General features: G+C 65.1%; 16 protein-coding genes. 8 read left to right on the top strand and 8 right to left on the bottom strand.

The features are described from left to right. Positions 1–27: 27 nt before the first annotated feature. Complete coding sequence (locus HV786_RS23095) at positions 28–471, bottom strand: type II 3-dehydroquinate dehydratase (RefSeq protein WP_128828696.1); 444 nt, start codon at positions 469–471, stop codon at positions 28–30. Between the two features lie 19 nt (positions 472–490). Continuing rightward, the gene (locus tag HV786_RS23090; RefSeq protein WP_128828697.1) at positions 491–1,498 is read right to left on the bottom strand and encodes a TRAP transporter substrate-binding protein; all 1,008 of its coding nucleotides are present in this window, start codon (positions 1,496–1,498) and stop codon (positions 491–493) included. Between the two features lie 127 nt (positions 1,499–1,625). Here HV786_RS23090 and HV786_RS23085 point away from each other — a divergent pair, with 127 nt between their 5' ends. Continuing rightward, entirely contained in the window at positions 1,626–2,453 is an 828-nt protein-coding gene (locus tag HV786_RS23085; protein ID WP_128828698.1) for an IclR family transcriptional regulator, read from the top strand. Here the strand turns inward: HV786_RS23085 and HV786_RS23080 are convergent. Further along, complete coding sequence (locus HV786_RS23080) at positions 2,450–3,283, bottom strand: IclR family transcriptional regulator (RefSeq protein ID WP_128828699.1); 834 nt, start codon at positions 3,281–3,283, stop codon at positions 2,450–2,452. The genes HV786_RS23085 and HV786_RS23080 overlap by 4 nt on opposite strands. A 172-nt stretch (positions 3,284–3,455) precedes the next feature. Here HV786_RS23080 and HV786_RS23075 point away from each other — a divergent pair, with 172 nt between their 5' ends. Continuing rightward, complete coding sequence (locus tag HV786_RS23075) at positions 3,456–4,487, top strand: TRAP transporter substrate-binding protein (protein WP_128828700.1); 1,032 nt, start codon at positions 3,456–3,458, stop codon at positions 4,485–4,487. Positions 4,488–4,489: 2 nt separating this feature from the next. Next, positions 4,490–5,173, top strand: a complete 684-nt coding sequence (locus HV786_RS23070) for a hypothetical protein (RefSeq protein ID WP_128828701.1) — start codon at positions 4,490–4,492, stop codon at positions 5,171–5,173. A gap of 42 nt (positions 5,174–5,215) precedes the next feature. Here HV786_RS23070 and gudD read toward each other — a convergent pair whose 3' ends face one another. Further along, positions 5,216–6,562, bottom strand: a complete 1,347-nt coding sequence (gene gudD, locus HV786_RS23065; RefSeq protein WP_128828702.1) for a glucarate dehydratase — start codon at positions 6,560–6,562, stop codon at positions 5,216–5,218. A gap of 46 nt (positions 6,563–6,608) precedes the next feature. After that, positions 6,609–7,580, bottom strand: a complete 972-nt coding sequence (locus HV786_RS23060) for a Bug family tripartite tricarboxylate transporter substrate binding protein (protein ID WP_128828703.1) — start codon at positions 7,578–7,580, stop codon at positions 6,609–6,611. Between the two features lie 218 nt (positions 7,581–7,798). Between HV786_RS23060 and HV786_RS23055 the strand changes: the two genes are divergently transcribed. From HV786_RS23055 to HV786_RS23040, 4 genes are all read left to right on the top strand, one after another. Continuing rightward, positions 7,799–8,824: a LacI family DNA-binding transcriptional regulator gene (locus HV786_RS23055; RefSeq protein ID WP_167427998.1), complete on the top strand. Its 1,026-nt coding sequence runs from the start codon at positions 7,799–7,801 to the stop codon at positions 8,822–8,824. 173 nt (positions 8,825–8,997) lie between these two features. Beyond that, positions 8,998–9,873: an RNA polymerase sigma-70 factor gene (locus HV786_RS23050; protein WP_175211905.1), complete on the top strand. Its 876-nt coding sequence runs from the start codon at positions 8,998–9,000 to the stop codon at positions 9,871–9,873. 679 nt (positions 9,874–10,552) lie between these two features. After that, the gene (locus HV786_RS23045; RefSeq protein ID WP_128828704.1) at positions 10,553–10,987 is read left to right on the top strand and encodes a cupin domain-containing protein; all 435 of its coding nucleotides are present in this window, start codon (positions 10,553–10,555) and stop codon (positions 10,985–10,987) included. A 144-nt stretch (positions 10,988–11,131) separates the two neighbouring features. After that, positions 11,132–12,136, top strand: a complete 1,005-nt coding sequence (locus HV786_RS23040; protein WP_128828705.1) for a LysR family transcriptional regulator — start codon at positions 11,132–11,134, stop codon at positions 12,134–12,136. A 46-nt stretch (positions 12,137–12,182) separates the two neighbouring features. Here the strand turns inward: HV786_RS23040 and HV786_RS23035 are convergent, their stop codons facing one another. The 3 genes from HV786_RS23035 to HV786_RS23025 are packed head-to-tail and all read right to left on the bottom strand — an operon-like array spanning position 12,183 to position 13,942. After that, a complete protein-coding gene (locus HV786_RS23035; RefSeq protein ID WP_128828706.1) occupies positions 12,183–12,677 on the bottom strand; it encodes an Ohr family peroxiredoxin in 495 nt (164 codons plus the stop codon). Between the two features lie 20 nt (positions 12,678–12,697). Continuing rightward, the gene (locus HV786_RS23030; RefSeq protein WP_128828707.1) at positions 12,698–13,453 is read right to left on the bottom strand and encodes an SDR family oxidoreductase; all 756 of its coding nucleotides are present in this window, start codon (positions 13,451–13,453) and stop codon (positions 12,698–12,700) included. A gap of 9 nt (positions 13,454–13,462) precedes the next feature. Continuing rightward, positions 13,463–13,942, bottom strand: a complete 480-nt coding sequence (locus HV786_RS23025) for a carboxymuconolactone decarboxylase family protein (protein WP_056323593.1) — start codon at positions 13,940–13,942, stop codon at positions 13,463–13,465. Between the two features lie 203 nt (positions 13,943–14,145). Here HV786_RS23025 and HV786_RS23020 point away from each other — a divergent pair, with 203 nt between their 5' ends. Continuing rightward, on the top strand, positions 14,146–15,033 hold the full coding sequence (locus tag HV786_RS23020; protein WP_128828708.1) for a LysR family transcriptional regulator: 888 nt from the start codon (positions 14,146–14,148) through the stop codon (positions 15,031–15,033). Positions 15,034–15,040 lie beyond the last annotated feature (7 nt).

The following is a 15,040-nucleotide window of genomic DNA, read 5'->3' as shown; positions in this document are numbered from 1 at the left end:
GCGGCGTCGAATGCACAGGCGCCGGGCTCATGCCTTGGCGTCCTGCAAAAGACCGACCAGACCGCGCAACGCCGTCAGGTAGGACTGGGGCCCCAATCCTTGCACCGTGCCGCGCACCGCCGGCGAAATGATCGAATGCGCGCGCCAGGTCTCGCGTGCGGCGATGTTCGACATGTGCACTTCCAACGTCGGAAACGGCATGGCCTTGATGGCATCATGCAGCGGCACGCCATGCTGGGTCAGCCCTGCGGGATTCACCAGGGCGCCCTGAGCGGAGTCGATGTTCTCGTGCAAAAAGTCGATCAACGCGCCCTCATGGTTCGACTGCAGCGTCGACAACTGGACGCCCAGTTCCGCGGCCAGCGCGGCCAGGCGATCGTTGATCTCCGAAAGCGTCGTGGTGCCATAGATGTGCGGCTCGCGGCGGCCAAACAGGTTGAGGTTGGGGCCGTGCAGGACAAGGATCTTCATGATGGGGAGCCGGTGCGGTTTACTTGCGGATGCGGGCGAGTTCTTCGTTGTAGAGCTTGACGATCGTCGGGTCGTAGCTGCTGGTGAAGTGCTCGATCACCGGCTTGACGACCTGCTGCATGCGGGCCTTTTCGCCCGGTTCGATCGTGTTGAACTGGATGCCCTTGGCCTGCAGTTCCGTGACGGCCTTCTGGGCGGCGGCCCGGCTCACCTTGCGCTGGTAGCCGCGCGCTTCATCGGCCGCCTCGTGCAGGATCTTCTGCTCGGCGGGCGACAGCTTGTCCCAGAACTTCTTGCTGACCAGCACGATGTTCGCGGCATACACGTGGTTGGTCGCGCTGACGTATTTCTGCACTTCGTAGAACTTGTTGGACAGGATCACCGAATAGGGATTTTCCTGGCCATCGACCGCCCGCGATTCCAGCGCCCCGTACAGCTCCGCAAAGGGCATCGGCACCGGATTGGCCTTGAACGCCTTGAACGTATCCAGGAAAACGGGGTTGGGAATCACGCGGATCTTCAGGCCCGCCAGGTCCTCCGGCTTGCCGATGGCGTGCTTGGAATTCGTCACGTTGCGAAAGCCCAGGTCCCAGAAACCCAGCGCGACCAGTCCCTTTTCGGGCAGCTTGGCGATCAGGGCCTGGCCCAGCGGGCCGTCCAGCAGCGCGTCGGCCTGGCCGAAGTCGGTGACCGAGAACGGCAGATCGATCAGCCCGAACTCCTTAACGATGCCAGCCAGCGACGTGGAAGCCGGCGCGGACATCTCCTGCACGCCGCCTTGCAGTCCGGACTGCTGCTGCATTTCATTGCCAAGCTGAGAAGCCGGAAACTCCTTCACCTTCAGCTTGCCGCCACTCTTGGCCGCCACCAGTTCCGTGAACTTCTGCACCCCAGCGCTGACGGGGTGATCGGTGTTGTTCAAATGGCCGAAGCGAATCGTGCGCTCCTGGATGTCTTGCGCGGCGGCCGTCGTGGCGCTTGCGCACAGTGCGGCCGCCAATGCAAAGCGGAAAAGGCTGGTCTTCATCGTTGTCTCCGGTGTTATTTGGAATTTTTTCGATGTCTGGCAAGACTCGGTAGTGGAATGTAATTCCGAGTGGAATAGTTTTCCACCTAGGGTTATCATCCATCATCCCACTACTTGTTGAGATGACATGGCCGGAGTTCTCGAACGCGCGCTCGCCGTCATGGAGTACCTGTCCTCCAGGCCCGAAGGCGTGCCCCTCGCTTCCCTCGCGCAGCAACTGGAGATTCCTCAAAGCGCCGCGCACCGTCTGCTGACAGACCTTTGCCGCTGCGGCTATGTGCGCCAGATCCGGGATCACGGCGACTACGCGCTGACGGCCCGGGTCGCGTCGATCGGGTTGAGCTATCTTGCGGCGACAGGCATCGTCGACATTGCCCAGCCGCTGGTGGACCGCTTGGCGGACATCTCCGGGGAGCTGGTGCGCCTGGCCATCGTGGATAACGAGGAACGGCTGACCTGGGTCGCGAAGGCGCAGGGCGCCCGGCATGGTCTGCGCTATGACCCCGAGATGGGATCCGAGGCCAGGCTGTCGTGCAGCGCTTCCGGTCACGCTTGGATGTTGACCATGTCCGACGAACGCGCGCTGGACCTGGTCTCGCGGCAAGGTTTCGGCTCGCCGGAGGAATACGGTCCCAACGCCCCCACCACCATCGCCGCGCTGACGAAGATGCTTCAGGCCGGGCGCAAGCGCGGCTACGCGATGATCAACGAAGTCTTCGCGCCTGGCATGACTGCCATGGCGGCGCCCGTGCAGCGCAAGGGCGAAGCGGCCATCGGCGTTTTAAGCATCGCCGGCCCGGCGATGCGACTGACCGAAGCGCGAATGGAAGCGCTGGGTCCCGACCTGCTGGCGGCCGCGCAGGAGCTGGCGCTGGCCAGCTTGGCGTCGCCGATGTTCAGGACGCGCTTTCCGATGCAGGGCCGCAATTCGGGAGAAGACGCGCCTGCGGGCTAATCCGCAGGCAGGTCTTCACCCTCCGCGGGGCCATTTCCCCAGGTGCCCACGCGAGCCGATCGCAGCAACGGCGAGGCATCCCCGGCCTGCGCCAGCTCGCTTGCCGCGCGCAGCAGCGCCGGCCCGAATTTCTCCATGGCTTTAACGGTCAAGCGTTGCGACGGCCCTGCCACCACCAGGATGCCGGTGCTTTGATGTCCGGGACGCCGGATGGGCGCCGCCATCGCGCTCATGCCGGCCGCGTAGACGTCCTGCAGAATGCTGTAGCCGCGCCGCCGATGCGCGTCCAGGCTGACGAGCAACGCGCGTATCGACGTCGGCGCATTCGGCCCGAAGTCCCGCGGCTTTCCCAGCCCCTGTTCGGTGACGTAAGCGATGGCTTGGTCTTCGGGCAGCGTCATCAGCCACGCGTGGCCGGCCGCACTGCACGACAGGCGCAGGTCGATGCCCATGTCCGGATCGTAGAGCAGCCCTGATTTCGCGCCTTGCGCCTTGGCCACCAGTGTCAGGCGCTTGCCGTCCACGATGGCCAGGCGCACAAGTTCACCCGTGGCCGATGCAAAACGGTCGATGACCGGCTGGGCGATGTCGATCACGCCGGACCGGCTCAGAAAGCTCAAACCCATCGACACCAGCTTGGTCGTCAACGCGTATTCGCCCCGCACCGATGTCTGCCGGACGTAGCCGAATTTCATCAGTTCGTGCAGGGTCCGGTGACATCCGCTGCGTAGCTGGTGCAGGTCGTCCGCAATGTCGGCGAGGTTGGCGCCGTCCGGGTGCGCAGCCAAGTATTCAAGCAATGCCAGTGTCTTTTCGATTGCCCCGCTCATTGCGCTCTCCGGGTGACCGCCCATGGAATCGTTCAATTTTTGAATTCAATCAAATTTTGAACGGCATTCAAAATTATGCCCTATGCTCGCAGCCGGGTATTCACACGATGGCCCGCTGCCGTAGCCGCATCAACCGGACCTTTGCCAACAACAACCGAAGAAGGTGCTTGTGATGAATTCAAAAAAAACGTGCTTGCGCATCGCCGTGAATGCGGCAGCGACCGTCCTGGCCTGCCTTGCCGTGGCGGGAACCGCAGCCGCGCAAGACATCAAGACGCGCACGATGAAGTTCGCATTCAGCCTGGCCGCGGACCATCCCCTGGGCCAGGGCGCGCAGAAATTTGCCGATCTGGTGGCTGAGAAAAGCGGCGGCAAGATGAAGGTGTCGATCTACGCCAATGCGGTGCTGGGCGGCGATCCCCAAAACCTGTCGGCGGTTCGCGGTGGCACGCTGGATTTCACCTCGATGGCGACGGGCCTCTTGGCCGGCATCGACAAGCGGTTCATGGTCTTTGACCTCCCGTTCCTGTTCAACGACGCACGCGAAGCCTACGCGGTCTCGGACGGGCCCGTTGCCCAGCGCCTGTTGAATGACCTGTCCGATCACGGCCTGATTGGCCTGGGCATCTGGGACCTGGGCTTTCGCAACATGACGAACAGCAAACGCCCGATCGCGCAGGCGCAGGATCTGCAAGGCCTGAAAATGCGCGTCATCGCCGCCCCCGTCTACATCGACATGTTCAAGACATTGGGCGCCAACCCCGTGCCGATGACGTTCGGCGAGGTGTACGGCGCGCTGGAGTCCAAGGCCATCGACGGTCAGGACAACCCGGTGGGCGTGATCCTGTCCGCCAAGTTTGCGGAAGTACAGAAGTATCTGTCGCTGACGCGCCATATCTACACGGGAATGCCGTTCCTGATGAGCCGCAAGACGTGGGACAGCATGTCGGAAGCCGAGCGCAAGATCATTCTGGAAGCAGCCGCCGAAGCCAAGGCGGAAGAACGCCGGATCTCTCAGGCCAAGGAGGCGGTGGCCATTGACGATCTGCGCAAGCTCATGCAGGTCAACACCTTGACGCCCGAAGCAGTCGAGCGCCTTCGCGGCGCTGTCCAACCGGTGGTGGACAAGTTCGCGGCTGAAATTGGGCCCGACGTCATGCAGCAGGTCACCGCGGAAATCACCGCGCTGCGGGCCAGGAACTGACCATGGCCATGCTTGGAAAGGCCGCAATCGCAATGTGGTGGGACATTGCGCCGGGCTGGCGCGCGGAGTTCGAAGACTGGCATACCCATGAGCACTTCCCGGAGCGAATGGGCGTTCCCGGTTTTCTGCGCGGCACGCGCTGGACAAGCGCCCGTGGCGGCGAAGGTTTCTTCGTGATGTATGAACTGGATGCCTACGAGACGCTGGTTTCTCCCGGCTACCTTGCGCGGCTCAACGCGCCCACGCCGTGGTCCACGAAGCTCATGCCGCAGCACCGCAACATGATCCGCAGCCAATGCCGAGTGATCGAGAGCGCTGGAGGCGGCCTGGCGAGATATGCGCTGACCATCCGCCTGTCCCCCCGGCCGGGCGCGGAGGAAGCGTTGCGAACTTACCTGAAGACGCATGCGGCGGCTGCGGCCGCGCAGCCCGGATTGACCGGCGCACATCTGATCGTGACGGACACCCCGGCGATGAACGCCACGACAGAACAAAAGATTCGCGGCGGGAAAGACCGCGCGGCCGACTGGATCTACATCGTCAATGGTTATGCGATCAACGCGGTGGCGGCTTGCGATGGCGACATTCTGAATTCGGGCCAGATGCACGCGTTGACGGGCGATGCACCGGCGTGGTCGGAAGTCTATTGCCTGTCCCACACGATGCAGGCTGCGGAAGCAAGGTAGACGCCTCGCTCCGCGCCTGTCGCGTCTCTGGCTCGGGGTCGGTCAGCGCACCATGCAAGGCCGCTTGTTGTCGAACTTCCAACCCGGCACCAGATACTGCATCGCCGTGGCATCGTCGCGCGCGCCCAGGCCGTGCTGCAGGTAAAGCTGATGGGCGCGCTCGATCGCGTCCATGTCCAGCTCGATGCCCAGGCCACCAGTCTGCGGCAGCTCGACGTAGCCGTTGCGGATCTGCAGCGGGTTGCGGGTCAGATGTTGGCCGTCCTGCCAGATCCAGTGCGTGTCGATCGCGGTGACGCGGCCCGGCGCGGCGGCGCCCACATGCGTGAACATCGCCAGCGACACATCGAAGTGATTGTTGGAATGCGAGCCCCACGTCAGGCCGAAGGCCTGGCAGGTCTGGGCCACGCGCACCGACCCCTGAAGCGTCCAGAAATGCGGATCGGCCAGCGGAATGTCGACCGACTGCAGCGACAGCGCATGCGCCATTTCGCGCCAGTCGGTGGCGACCATGTTGGTGGCGGTGGGCAGGCCCGTGGCGCGGCGGAACTCGGCCATGACTTCGCGGCCGGAAAACACGCCTTCAGCGCCGCACGGGTCTTCGGCATAGGCCATCACGCCGTGCAGGTCGCGGCACAGGCGCACGGCGTCCTTGAGCAGCCAGCCGCCGTTCGGGTCGAGCGTGACGCGCGCTTCAGGAAAGCGTTCGTGAAGGGCGCGGATGGCTTCGACCTCTTCCTCGCCGCGCAAAACGCCGCCCTTCAACTTGAAGTCCTGAAAGCCATAGCGGTCGTGAGCGGCTTCGGCCAAGCGGACGATGGCCTCGGGCGTCATGGCCTTTTCGTGCCGCACGCGCAGCCAGCCGTCGGCGTCGGGCGCCGTCTGGTAAGGCAGCGGCGTGAGCGACGAGTCGCCCACGTAGAACAGGTAACCCAGCATCTGCACGGAGGTGCGCTGCACGCCTTCTCCCAGCAGCGCGGCCACGGGAACGCCCAGGTGCTGGCCCAGCAGGTCCAGCAACGCCGACTCCACCGCCGTCACGGCATGGATCGCCACGCGCAGGTCGAAGGTCTGGGCGCCGCGGCCCGCGCTGTCCAGACCGGCGAAGGCCTGGTGCATCTGGTTCAGCGTGTGCTGGTAGTTGCCGATGGAGCTGCCCGCGATGAGGGCGCGCGCGTCTTCCAGCGTGGCGCGGATCTTTTCGCCGCCGGGCACTTCGCCCACGCCGGTATTGCCCGCGCTGTCGGTCAGGATGACCAGATTGCGCGTGAAATAAGGCGCGTGGGCGCCGCTCAGGTTGAGCAGCATGGAGTCCTGGCCGGCGACCGGCACGACGCGCATGCCGGTAATCGTGGGCGTCTGGGAGGCTTGCGATGCGTGATGAGTCATGATTGCTTCTTGAAAATGCCCGGCCGGCGGGGCCGGGCGCGTTGCGTCATTGCACGGAGATGCCGCCGGTCTCGATGACCTGCTTCCAGCGCGCGCTTTCCTGCTGCTGGAACTTGGTGAAGGCTTCGGGCGAGTTGGCGACGACCTCCAGGCCGATGTCGGTGAAGGGCTTGCTGAGCGCCGGATCCTTCAGCGCGGCGGTCAGGGCGGCGGACAGCTTGTCGCGCACGTCGGCGGGCAGGTTCTTCGGGGCCACGACGGCCTGCCAGGCGTAGACATCGACGCCGGGCACGGACGCCTCGGCAAACGTGGGCACGTCCGGCAGCACCGGCGAGCGCTTGGAACCGGTGACGGCGATGGCCTTGAGCTTACCGGACTTAATATGCGGCAGCACCGCGTTCACGTTCTGGAACGACATGTCCACCTGGTTGCCCAGCAGATCGGAAATGGCGGGCGCGCCGCCCTTATAAGGCACATGCAGGCCCTTGGTGCCGGTCTTCTGCCAGAAGAGTTCGGCGGTCAGGTGGTCGGACGAGCCCGCGCCGGAAGTCGCGAAACTGATCGCGCCCGGCTTTTCCTTCAGCAGCTTCAGCACGTCCTGCACGCTGTTGATCTGCGGCGCTAGCTTGGGGCTGACCACCAGCACATTCGGCGTCTGCACGGCCACGGTAAGGTACGTGAAGTCCTTGGCCGGATCGTAGGTGATGCCCTTCATCAGGTGCGGGGCCACGACCAGCGGGGCCAGCGACGTGACCATCAGGGTGTAGCCGTCCGGCGCGGCGCGGGCCACCTGCGACGCGCCGATGGTGCCGGTGGCGCCCGCCTTGTTTTCCACGACGAAGGATTGCTTGAGCTGTTCGCCCAGCTTGTTGGACAGCGCGCGCGCCACCGAATCGGTTGCGCCGCCGGGCGGGAATGGGACGACGACGGTGACGGCCTTGTCAGGCCACGCCTGCGCCGCACCTGCGGCGGCCATCAGGGTCAAACCAATCATCCAATTGCGCGCATTGATCTTCATTCGTGTCTCCGGATCGGGTTCTTTTATTTACGTTAACGTTAACATTTCTTTTGTTAACGTTAACATGACGGCTTTTTTAGAATATTTCGCGGCGCAGACGTTTCGCCATCCGGACAAACCCTGACACCATCCGGCCCGCAAGGCGCACGTCTGCGGTTAGGCTTGACGCCAGTTGCACCCCGCCGTTTTCGACTCCCTTTTTGATGCACCCGTCCCGCATGCCGTCCGCCGACTCCCCTTCCCGCTCCCCGGAGCGCGCCAACGTCACCGTGCGCGAGGTGGCGCAAGCGGCCGGGGTGTCGATGATTACCGTTTCGCGCGCCATCAACACACCGCAGCAGGTCTCGCCCGCCACGCTGGACAAGGTCAACGCCGCGATCCAGGCGCTGGGCTATGTGCCCAACCTGATGGCCGGCAGCCTGCGCCTGTCGCGCAGCAACCTGGTGATGGTGCTGGTGCCCTCGATCGCCGGGTCGCTCTTTGGCGGGATGCTGACCGCGCTGACGCAGTCGCTGGAGGCCAAAGGCTTTCAGCTTATGGTGGGCCAGAGCGGCTACGACTCGCCCCGCGAGGACGCGCTGCTGCGCGCCATCATCGGACGGCGCCCGGACGGCATCGTGCTGACGGGTGTGATGCACTCGCCGCAGGGCCGGCAGCTGCTCAAGGCATCGGGCATCCCCATCGTCGAAACGTGGGATGCCACGGACGCCCCCATCGACATGCTGCTCAGCCTGTCGCACGACGCCATCGGCGCGGCCGTCAGCCACTACCTGCGCGACGCGGGCAAGACGCGGCAGGCGGTGCTGAGCGGCGACGACCACCGCGCCCGGCTACGCGCCGAAAGCCTGGTTCGCGCGGCGCTGGAATCGGGCCTGCCCGAACCGTTGGTGCACTACATGCCCGCGCCGACGACGCACGCGCAAGGCCGCGAAGGCCTGCGCGCCCTGCAGCGTTCGGGCCAAGGCATCGACGCGGTGTTTTGCAGTTCCGACATGATGGCGGCCGGCGTGCTGACCGAGGCCGCGGCGCAAGGGCTGGACGTGCCTGGGCAACTGGCCGTGATGGGCTTTGGCGACATGGACATCGCCGCGTCGATGTCTCCGGCCATCACCTCCGTGCACGTGGACGGCGCCGCGATCGGCGCGCAAGCGGCCGAGATGATCGGCTTGCGCGCCAACGGCCAGCGTCCCGCGCAGTCGGTGGTGGAAATCGGTTTTCGCATCGTGACGCGCGAGAGCGCGTAGGGGGCGCGCGGCAACGCACGACGGCCACGGACACACAACCGCCGATCAGGTTTGCGCCGGCGCACCGGGCAGGACATGAGAGCCGCGTGCACGTCGCGCGCGCTTGTCGCAGCCAGGTCGCTACGGCAAAATGTTTGCCTTCCTTGCGCCTCGCCCCGGCGCTGGCCCTTTCCATGACCGACACCGCCCGCTTCGACCAGCACCGTTCCCGCCTTTATGGCATTGCCTATCGCATGCTGGGGGCCGTGGCGGAGGCCGAAGACGTCGTGCAGGAAGCGTGGCTGCGCTGGCACGAAGCTGACCGCGCGGTCATCCAGAACCCCGAAGCATGGCTCGTCACGGTGACCACGCGCCTGTCGATCGACCGCTTGCGAGCCGTGAAGGCTGAACGCGAACACTACGTTGGTGTCTGGCTGCCGGAACCCATGCTGATGGCGGCGCCCTCCACGCCGGAACAGATCCATGAGCAGGCGGACGATGTGTCGGTGGCGTTTCTATTCATGCTGGAACGCCTGTCGCCCGATGCCCGCGCGGCGTTTCTCATGCGCGACGTGTTCGATGCGGACTACGAAGACATCGCGCAAACGCTGGACAAGACCCCGGCTGCCGTGCGCCAGATGGTGCGGCGCGCGCGCCAGCAACTGCGCCAGGGCGCGCCGCGCGAGGCCGTGCCGCGCGCGACGCTGCAGCGCCTGTTGCAGGCGTTTGCCGACGCGATGCAGCGCAGCGATTTCAACGGACTGCTTGCGCTCCTGAGCGACAACGCCGAACTGATCGGCGACGGCGGCGACAAGGTCACCGCGTTTGCCAGTCTGGTGGGCGGCAAGCGGCTGGCGCAGCTCTTTTATGCGGGAAAGCGGCGCTATCGCGACGCGCTGGATGTCCGGGTGGTGCAGGTGAACGGGCAATGGACCCTCTTGCGCTTGATCGATGGCGAACTCGAATCCGTGCAGTCTTACGAGACCGATGGCGAACGGCTGACGCGGGTGCTGGTGCAGCGCAATCCCGACAAGCTCGCAGGCATCGCCGCGGCGCTCAAGGGCGCTTGAGGCGCGTGGATGGTGTGCCGTTGGAAGGGTATTGCGCTGCATTGGGTTTGGGACTGGTACGTTTGCATGGGATTCGGCTGGGTTCTTGAGACGCCCGGCGCGGCGTGGGCCTGGGGCGGGCGGGGCTCCGATTGCGGTCCGGAGCCTTCGCTCCGGACTAGCCTAGGCGGCCCCCCCCCGCGCACAACCTCGTCCGCCTTCGGCTCCCTTCGGTTTCCGCCGGGCGCATCTAAACGCCCCGCCCACCCCAGGCCCACGCCACACCGGGCTCTACGGTTGAATCTTTACGGGTGCCGGGGCGAGTCGGGTTCTTGAGGTTCTTGCACGCAGTCGTTTGGAAGAGAAGCGTCTTGCGGGGCCCGCCCCCGGGCGGCCGCGCGGGCGGCCTTCGTGGGCTTACGCAGCGTCTTGCGTCGTCGCGATGGCGCTTCGCGTGTGGCTGCTTTCGCTCCAGGTGTCTGACACCCTGGTGAGATCTGCTTCATACCAAGTTCATCTCCCAAGGGTGTCAGACACCGGCAGAGATTCGCTCAGCGGTCGCCCCCGGCTACGCGCCGCGGCTGGCGGCCTGATGCGTTGGTGCCTGGCAGGCAACACGGTGATCCCTTGTGCGTGCCTACCGCCTCGCGGGCCGCGCTTCTACGATGGACCTGTCATCACTCACACGCAAGGACAGGCCATGTCTAACACCACCAAGTTCGGATTGCCCTTCATCGCCGCGGCGGCGCTGATCGGCCAGCCCGTTTACGCCGCCTCCCATCACGCATCGTCCGGCGCCACGGCCGCCGATCCCATCGTCACCGAACTGATGACCAAGGCGCTGCCGGACATTCCCGGCAAGGACGCGTTGATGCTCATCGTCGACTATCCGCCCGGCGGGGCCGATCCCATTCACCGCCACGATGCTTATGGTTTTGTCTATGTGCTGGAAGGCAGCATCGTCATGCAGGTCAAGGGCGGCAAGGAAGTCACGCTGACGCCCGGGCAAACCTTCTATGAAGGGCCAGACGACGTTCACACGGTGGGACGCAATGCCAGCCAGACCCAGCCGGCCAAGTTCCTTGTCGTCCTCATCAAGAAGCAAGGCGCGCCCGCCCTGACCCCGGTCAAATAGGGACGCCCGGCACGCGGCAGGAGCCTAACGTCGGCCCGCCAGGCCTTCCCCTCGGGGCAAGGCCTTTTTTTTGCGCGTGATGTCACAAGATTGCGGGCTGCGCCGTCTTAGCTGTAGGATCAACCCACTTGCGGCGCCGCCACCATGTCGACACCCTACCCTGCCCCCTCGGATACCCCTGCTTCGGCCGGACCGGATTCCCTGGCCGACAGCTTTGCCACCAGCTATGCCGGTGTCATGGCCTTCATCGCCGTCGCCGCCGAAGGCAATTTCGCCAAGGCGGGCGACCGGCTTGGCATCGGCCGCTCGGCCGTCAGCCGCAGCGTGCAGAAGCTTGAAGATCAGCTCGGCACGCGCCTGTTCGTGCGCACCACGCGCAGCACGTCGCTCACGCCCGAGGGCCAGCGCTTCTACGAGCAATGCCACCCGGGCGTTGAACGCATCATCCAGGCGCTGGACGACATGCGCGACCTTCGCGAGGGCCCGCCGTCGGGCCAGTTGCGCGTGTGCGCCACCGTGGGCTTCGGCCGCAAGGTCGTCGCGCCGCTGTTGAAGGGATTTCGCGAGGCCAATCCGGGCATCTCGGTGGAGTTGCTGCTGGACGACGGCCCTACCGACTTCACCACCGACCGCGTGGACGTGTCCTTTCGCAACGGGCGCATGGAAGACAGCCAGGTGATCGCCAAGAAAGTGATCCCGATGCAGATGATGCTGTGCGCGTCGCCGGCCTATGTCGCGCACCACGGACTGCCCGCCAGCGTCGAGGACATCGCGGACCATGCCTGCGTGAATTTCAAGCTGGCGTCCGGCCGCGTGTTCGAATGGGAGTTCAAGGTGGGCGGACAGATGCGCAAGGTGGCGCCGCCCGGCATGCTGACCTTCAACGACGCGGACCTGGTGCTGCAATCCGTGCTGGACGGACACGGCATCGCGCAGATGGCGGCCTATCAGGTCTGCGACCACCTGCGGGCGGGCCGGCTGGTGGCCTGCCTGCCGCAATATGCGCCGGACGACCGCGGGCATTACCTGTGCTTTCTCAGCCGCCAGCACCTGCCGACGCGCATGCGCGTGTTTATCGATTACATGACGGAGAACATCCGCGCGATGGATCTGCAGATACTGGACAGCCTGCTGGTCAAGCCGGCGTGAAGCGCAAGGCGGCAAGGCTCGTAGAAAGGCGCTCCGGCAAGCGGCGCTACTGCGTCAGTGCGACGACGCTTTCGATGCCGCCCTGCGCCATTTTGGAATAAGGACAGAGGCGCTCGGTGTTGCGCACCAGTTCTTCGGCAATGGCCTTGTCCAGGCCGGGCAGGTGGATGTTGACATCCGCCTTCAGCGCGAACAGGCCATCGACGGGGTCGCGTCCGAACGCGATCGTGGCGGTGACCGAGGCGTCGGGAATGGACAGCCCGGACCGCTCGGCCAGCATGCTGAGCGCGCCGTGGAAACACGCCGCATAACCGGCGGCAAAGAGCTGCTCGGGGTTGGTTCCGCCGCCCGAGCCGCCCAGTTCGACCGGCAGCCGCAATTGCACGAGCAGTTCGCCGTCGTCTGAGATGGCGATGCCCGAGGCGCGTCCATGCGCGGCCTCCCCGCCGCGCACCGTCACGCTGGTGGTGTACAGGGGACGGAAGTCGCCGCCCCGGTACTTGTCCAGGAGGCTTGGGGGAGGAGGCCGCAGTTTGCTCATGTAGGTCCTTGTGACCGCCGCTACTTTCTCGCGTCCGAGTGGCTGAACCAGGTGTCAAAGTCGATATCGCCCAGGCGCGGGCTGGTTCCCGGCACCAGTGTGCTGTCGTCCAGCAGCGCGCCGAAATAGCGCACGCCGGCGTCCGCGTGCACGGTGCGGGTGTCCCCGATTCTACGCATGTAGCGTTGGGCCAGTTCGGACAACCTGACCTTCTCCGGACCGGCGATCTCGACAATGCCGTTCACGGGCGCGCCCAACGTGGCGTCGGCCATGGCCAGCGCGACGTCGTCCGAGGCGATGGGCTGCACGTAGGCGGAGGACAGCCGTACCTCGTCGCCCTGCGTGCCGGACTGCACGATGCCGCCCAGGAACTCGAAGAACTGGGTGCTGTGCACGATGGTGTACGGAATGCCGGCCGCTTCGATCAGGTCTTCCTGCGCGATCTTGCCGCGGAAATAACCGCTTTCAGCCAGGCGGTGGGTGCCCACCACCGACAGCGCGACATGATGGCGCACGCCCGCGCGCTTTTCGGCGGCCAGCAGGTTGCGGCCGGAGGTCTGGAAGAATTCCAGGACTGCCTTGTCTTCGAAGGACGGCGAGTTGGCCACGTCGACCACGACGTCGACCCCGGCCAGGGCCGCGTCCAGGCCTTCGCCGGTGATGGTGTTCACGCCGGTGGCGGGCGAGGCGGCGATGGCCTCATGGCCGCGTCCGGCAAGCAGTTTGACGAGCTTGGAGCCGATCAGGCCCGTGCCGCCGATGACGAGGATTTTCATGATCGATCCTTAGTTGAATTGGGCCTTGTCCAGCCCATACGCCTTGTCGGCCGAGCCGGGCACGGTCTGGAATCCCACGTTCAGCCGGTTCCAGCCATTGATGGCCATGACGGCAAAGCTGAGGTCCGAGATTTCCTTTTCGGACAGTTCGCCGCGCACGCGCTCGTACACCTCGGTCGGCACGCCATGCACGCCCAGCGTGGTCAGCGCTTCGGTCCAGGCTAGGCACGCGCGCTCGCGCGCCGAGAATTGATTGGATTCGCGCCAGATGGCGACATGGTGCAGGCGCAGTTCGCGCTCGCCGGCAAGCTTGGCCTGCTTGATGTGCATGTCCAGGCAGAAGCCGCAGCCGTTGATCTGCGAGGCGCGGATGTCGACCAGGTCAAGGATCGACTTTTCGATGGTGCCGGATTTGGCCAGCATGGTGAATTCGACAAACTTCTTGAACAGTTCCGGCGATTGGGCAAAGGCGTTGAGACGTTGGCTCATGATGGCTCCTGGGTGGGTTGGGCGCTTCCCGATCGGGTTGCCGGGCGCGGCGCTTGCTTGTTCGACGCCCAAATCGTAGGCCGGCCCGCCGGACCGCAGTAGCCCCGGCGCGGGGACCATGATGTTGCCGCAATGGCAACAATCGGCAGGCGCGGTCACGCCGACAATAGGCAGGCAATCAAGGCTCGCGCCCGGAACTCATCATGAACAGAAACGATATCTCGATGCAGGACATCCATTACTTCGTCGAAGTCGCCAAGCGTGGAAAGCTGTCCGCCACCGCCGCCGCGCTCGGCATCCCTGTCGCCACGTTGTCGCGGCGGCTCACGCAGCTGGAACAGGCGCTGGGTTACAAGCTCTTGAACCGCACGACGCGCAGCGTCAGCCTGACGGCCATCGGACAGCAGTACTTCGATCATTGCGCGGAACACGTCGAAGGCGCCCTGTCGGCGCATGAAATCATCAATTCACGCTTGAACCACCTGGCGGGTACGCTGCGCGTGTCAGTCATGCCCGGCCTGACGACGATCCTGCCGGCGGTGCTGAAAGAGCTGCGCGAAACCTATCCGCAGATCTCGTTTGAGGTGGAGCTTGGCTTGGCCGACACGGGGCGCAATGGCCAGCACTTCGACCTGATGCTGCGCTCGGGCGAGCTGGAGGATTCGGCGTTCATCCAGAAGCACGTCGCGCAGGTGCAGTGGGTGCTGGTGGCGGCCAGCAGCTACCTGGACCGATTCGGCCGGCCGACCTGCCCGGAAGACCTGGGCCTGCACGAGCGCATCATCACCGGCGACCTGCAGGACTGGACACTGGGGGAAGGCGAGAGCCTGCTGAACGTCCGCGGCCCCACCCACATCGGCACCAACAGCTCGGCGCTGGGCGTGCAGCTTGCCATCGCCGGTCTGGGCATTGCCTGGATGCCCAGCCACCTGGCGCTGTCGCAAACACTGCGGGAACTGGATCTGGAACAGATCCTGCCAGACTGGAAACTGCCCCCGGCGACCATCTACGCGCTCTCAGACAACCGCGTGACGCCGGCACGGGCGAAGGTGTTTCTGGATACGCTGCAACGGCATCTGCGCGTGAACTAGGCGTCCG

The sequence above is a fragment of the Achromobacter mucicolens genome (assembly GCF_902859725.1).
GTDB lineage: Bacteria > Pseudomonadota > Gammaproteobacteria > Burkholderiales > Burkholderiaceae_B > Achromobacter > Achromobacter mucicolens.
The sequence above is the reverse complement of the archived record's forward strand: the minus strand, read 5'-3'. Positions and strand labels throughout refer to the sequence as shown.

Excerpts from the sequence above, each read along its gene's own strand:
- HV786_RS23095 (WP_128828696.1), bottom strand. The coding sequence starts at position 471 with ATGAAGATCCTTGTCCTGCACGGCCCCAACCTCAACCTGTTTGGCCGC.
- HV786_RS23090 (WP_128828697.1), bottom strand. The coding sequence starts at position 1,498 with ATGAAGACCAGCCTTTTCCGCTTTGCATTGGCGGCCGCACTGTGCGCA.
- HV786_RS23085 (WP_128828698.1), top strand. The coding sequence starts at position 1,626 with ATGGCCGGAGTTCTCGAACGCGCGCTCGCCGTCATGGAGTACCTGTCC.
- HV786_RS23080 (WP_128828699.1), bottom strand. The coding sequence starts at position 3,283 with ATGAGCGGGGCAATCGAAAAGACACTGGCATTGCTTGAATACTTGGCT.
- HV786_RS23075 (WP_128828700.1), top strand. The coding sequence starts at position 3,456 with ATGAATTCAAAAAAAACGTGCTTGCGCATCGCCGTGAATGCGGCAGCG.
- HV786_RS23070 (WP_128828701.1), top strand. The coding sequence starts at position 4,490 with ATGGCCATGCTTGGAAAGGCCGCAATCGCAATGTGGTGGGACATTGCG.
- gudD (WP_128828702.1), bottom strand. The coding sequence starts at position 6,562 with ATGACTCATCACGCATCGCAAGCCTCCCAGACGCCCACGATTACCGGC.
- HV786_RS23060 (WP_128828703.1), bottom strand. The coding sequence starts at position 7,580 with ATGAAGATCAATGCGCGCAATTGGATGATTGGTTTGACCCTGATGGCC.
- HV786_RS23055 (WP_167427998.1), top strand. The coding sequence starts at position 7,799 with ATGCCGTCCGCCGACTCCCCTTCCCGCTCCCCGGAGCGCGCCAACGTC.
- HV786_RS23050 (WP_175211905.1), top strand. The coding sequence starts at position 8,998 with ATGACCGACACCGCCCGCTTCGACCAGCACCGTTCCCGCCTTTATGGC.
- HV786_RS23045 (WP_128828704.1), top strand. The coding sequence starts at position 10,553 with ATGTCTAACACCACCAAGTTCGGATTGCCCTTCATCGCCGCGGCGGCG.
- HV786_RS23040 (WP_128828705.1), top strand. The coding sequence starts at position 11,132 with ATGTCGACACCCTACCCTGCCCCCTCGGATACCCCTGCTTCGGCCGGA.
- HV786_RS23035 (WP_128828706.1), bottom strand. The coding sequence starts at position 12,677 with ATGAGCAAACTGCGGCCTCCTCCCCCAAGCCTCCTGGACAAGTACCGG.
- HV786_RS23030 (WP_128828707.1), bottom strand. The coding sequence starts at position 13,453 with ATGAAAATCCTCGTCATCGGCGGCACGGGCCTGATCGGCTCCAAGCTC.
- HV786_RS23025 (WP_056323593.1), bottom strand. The coding sequence starts at position 13,942 with ATGAGCCAACGTCTCAACGCCTTTGCCCAATCGCCGGAACTGTTCAAG.
- HV786_RS23020 (WP_128828708.1), top strand. The coding sequence starts at position 14,146 with ATGAACAGAAACGATATCTCGATGCAGGACATCCATTACTTCGTCGAA.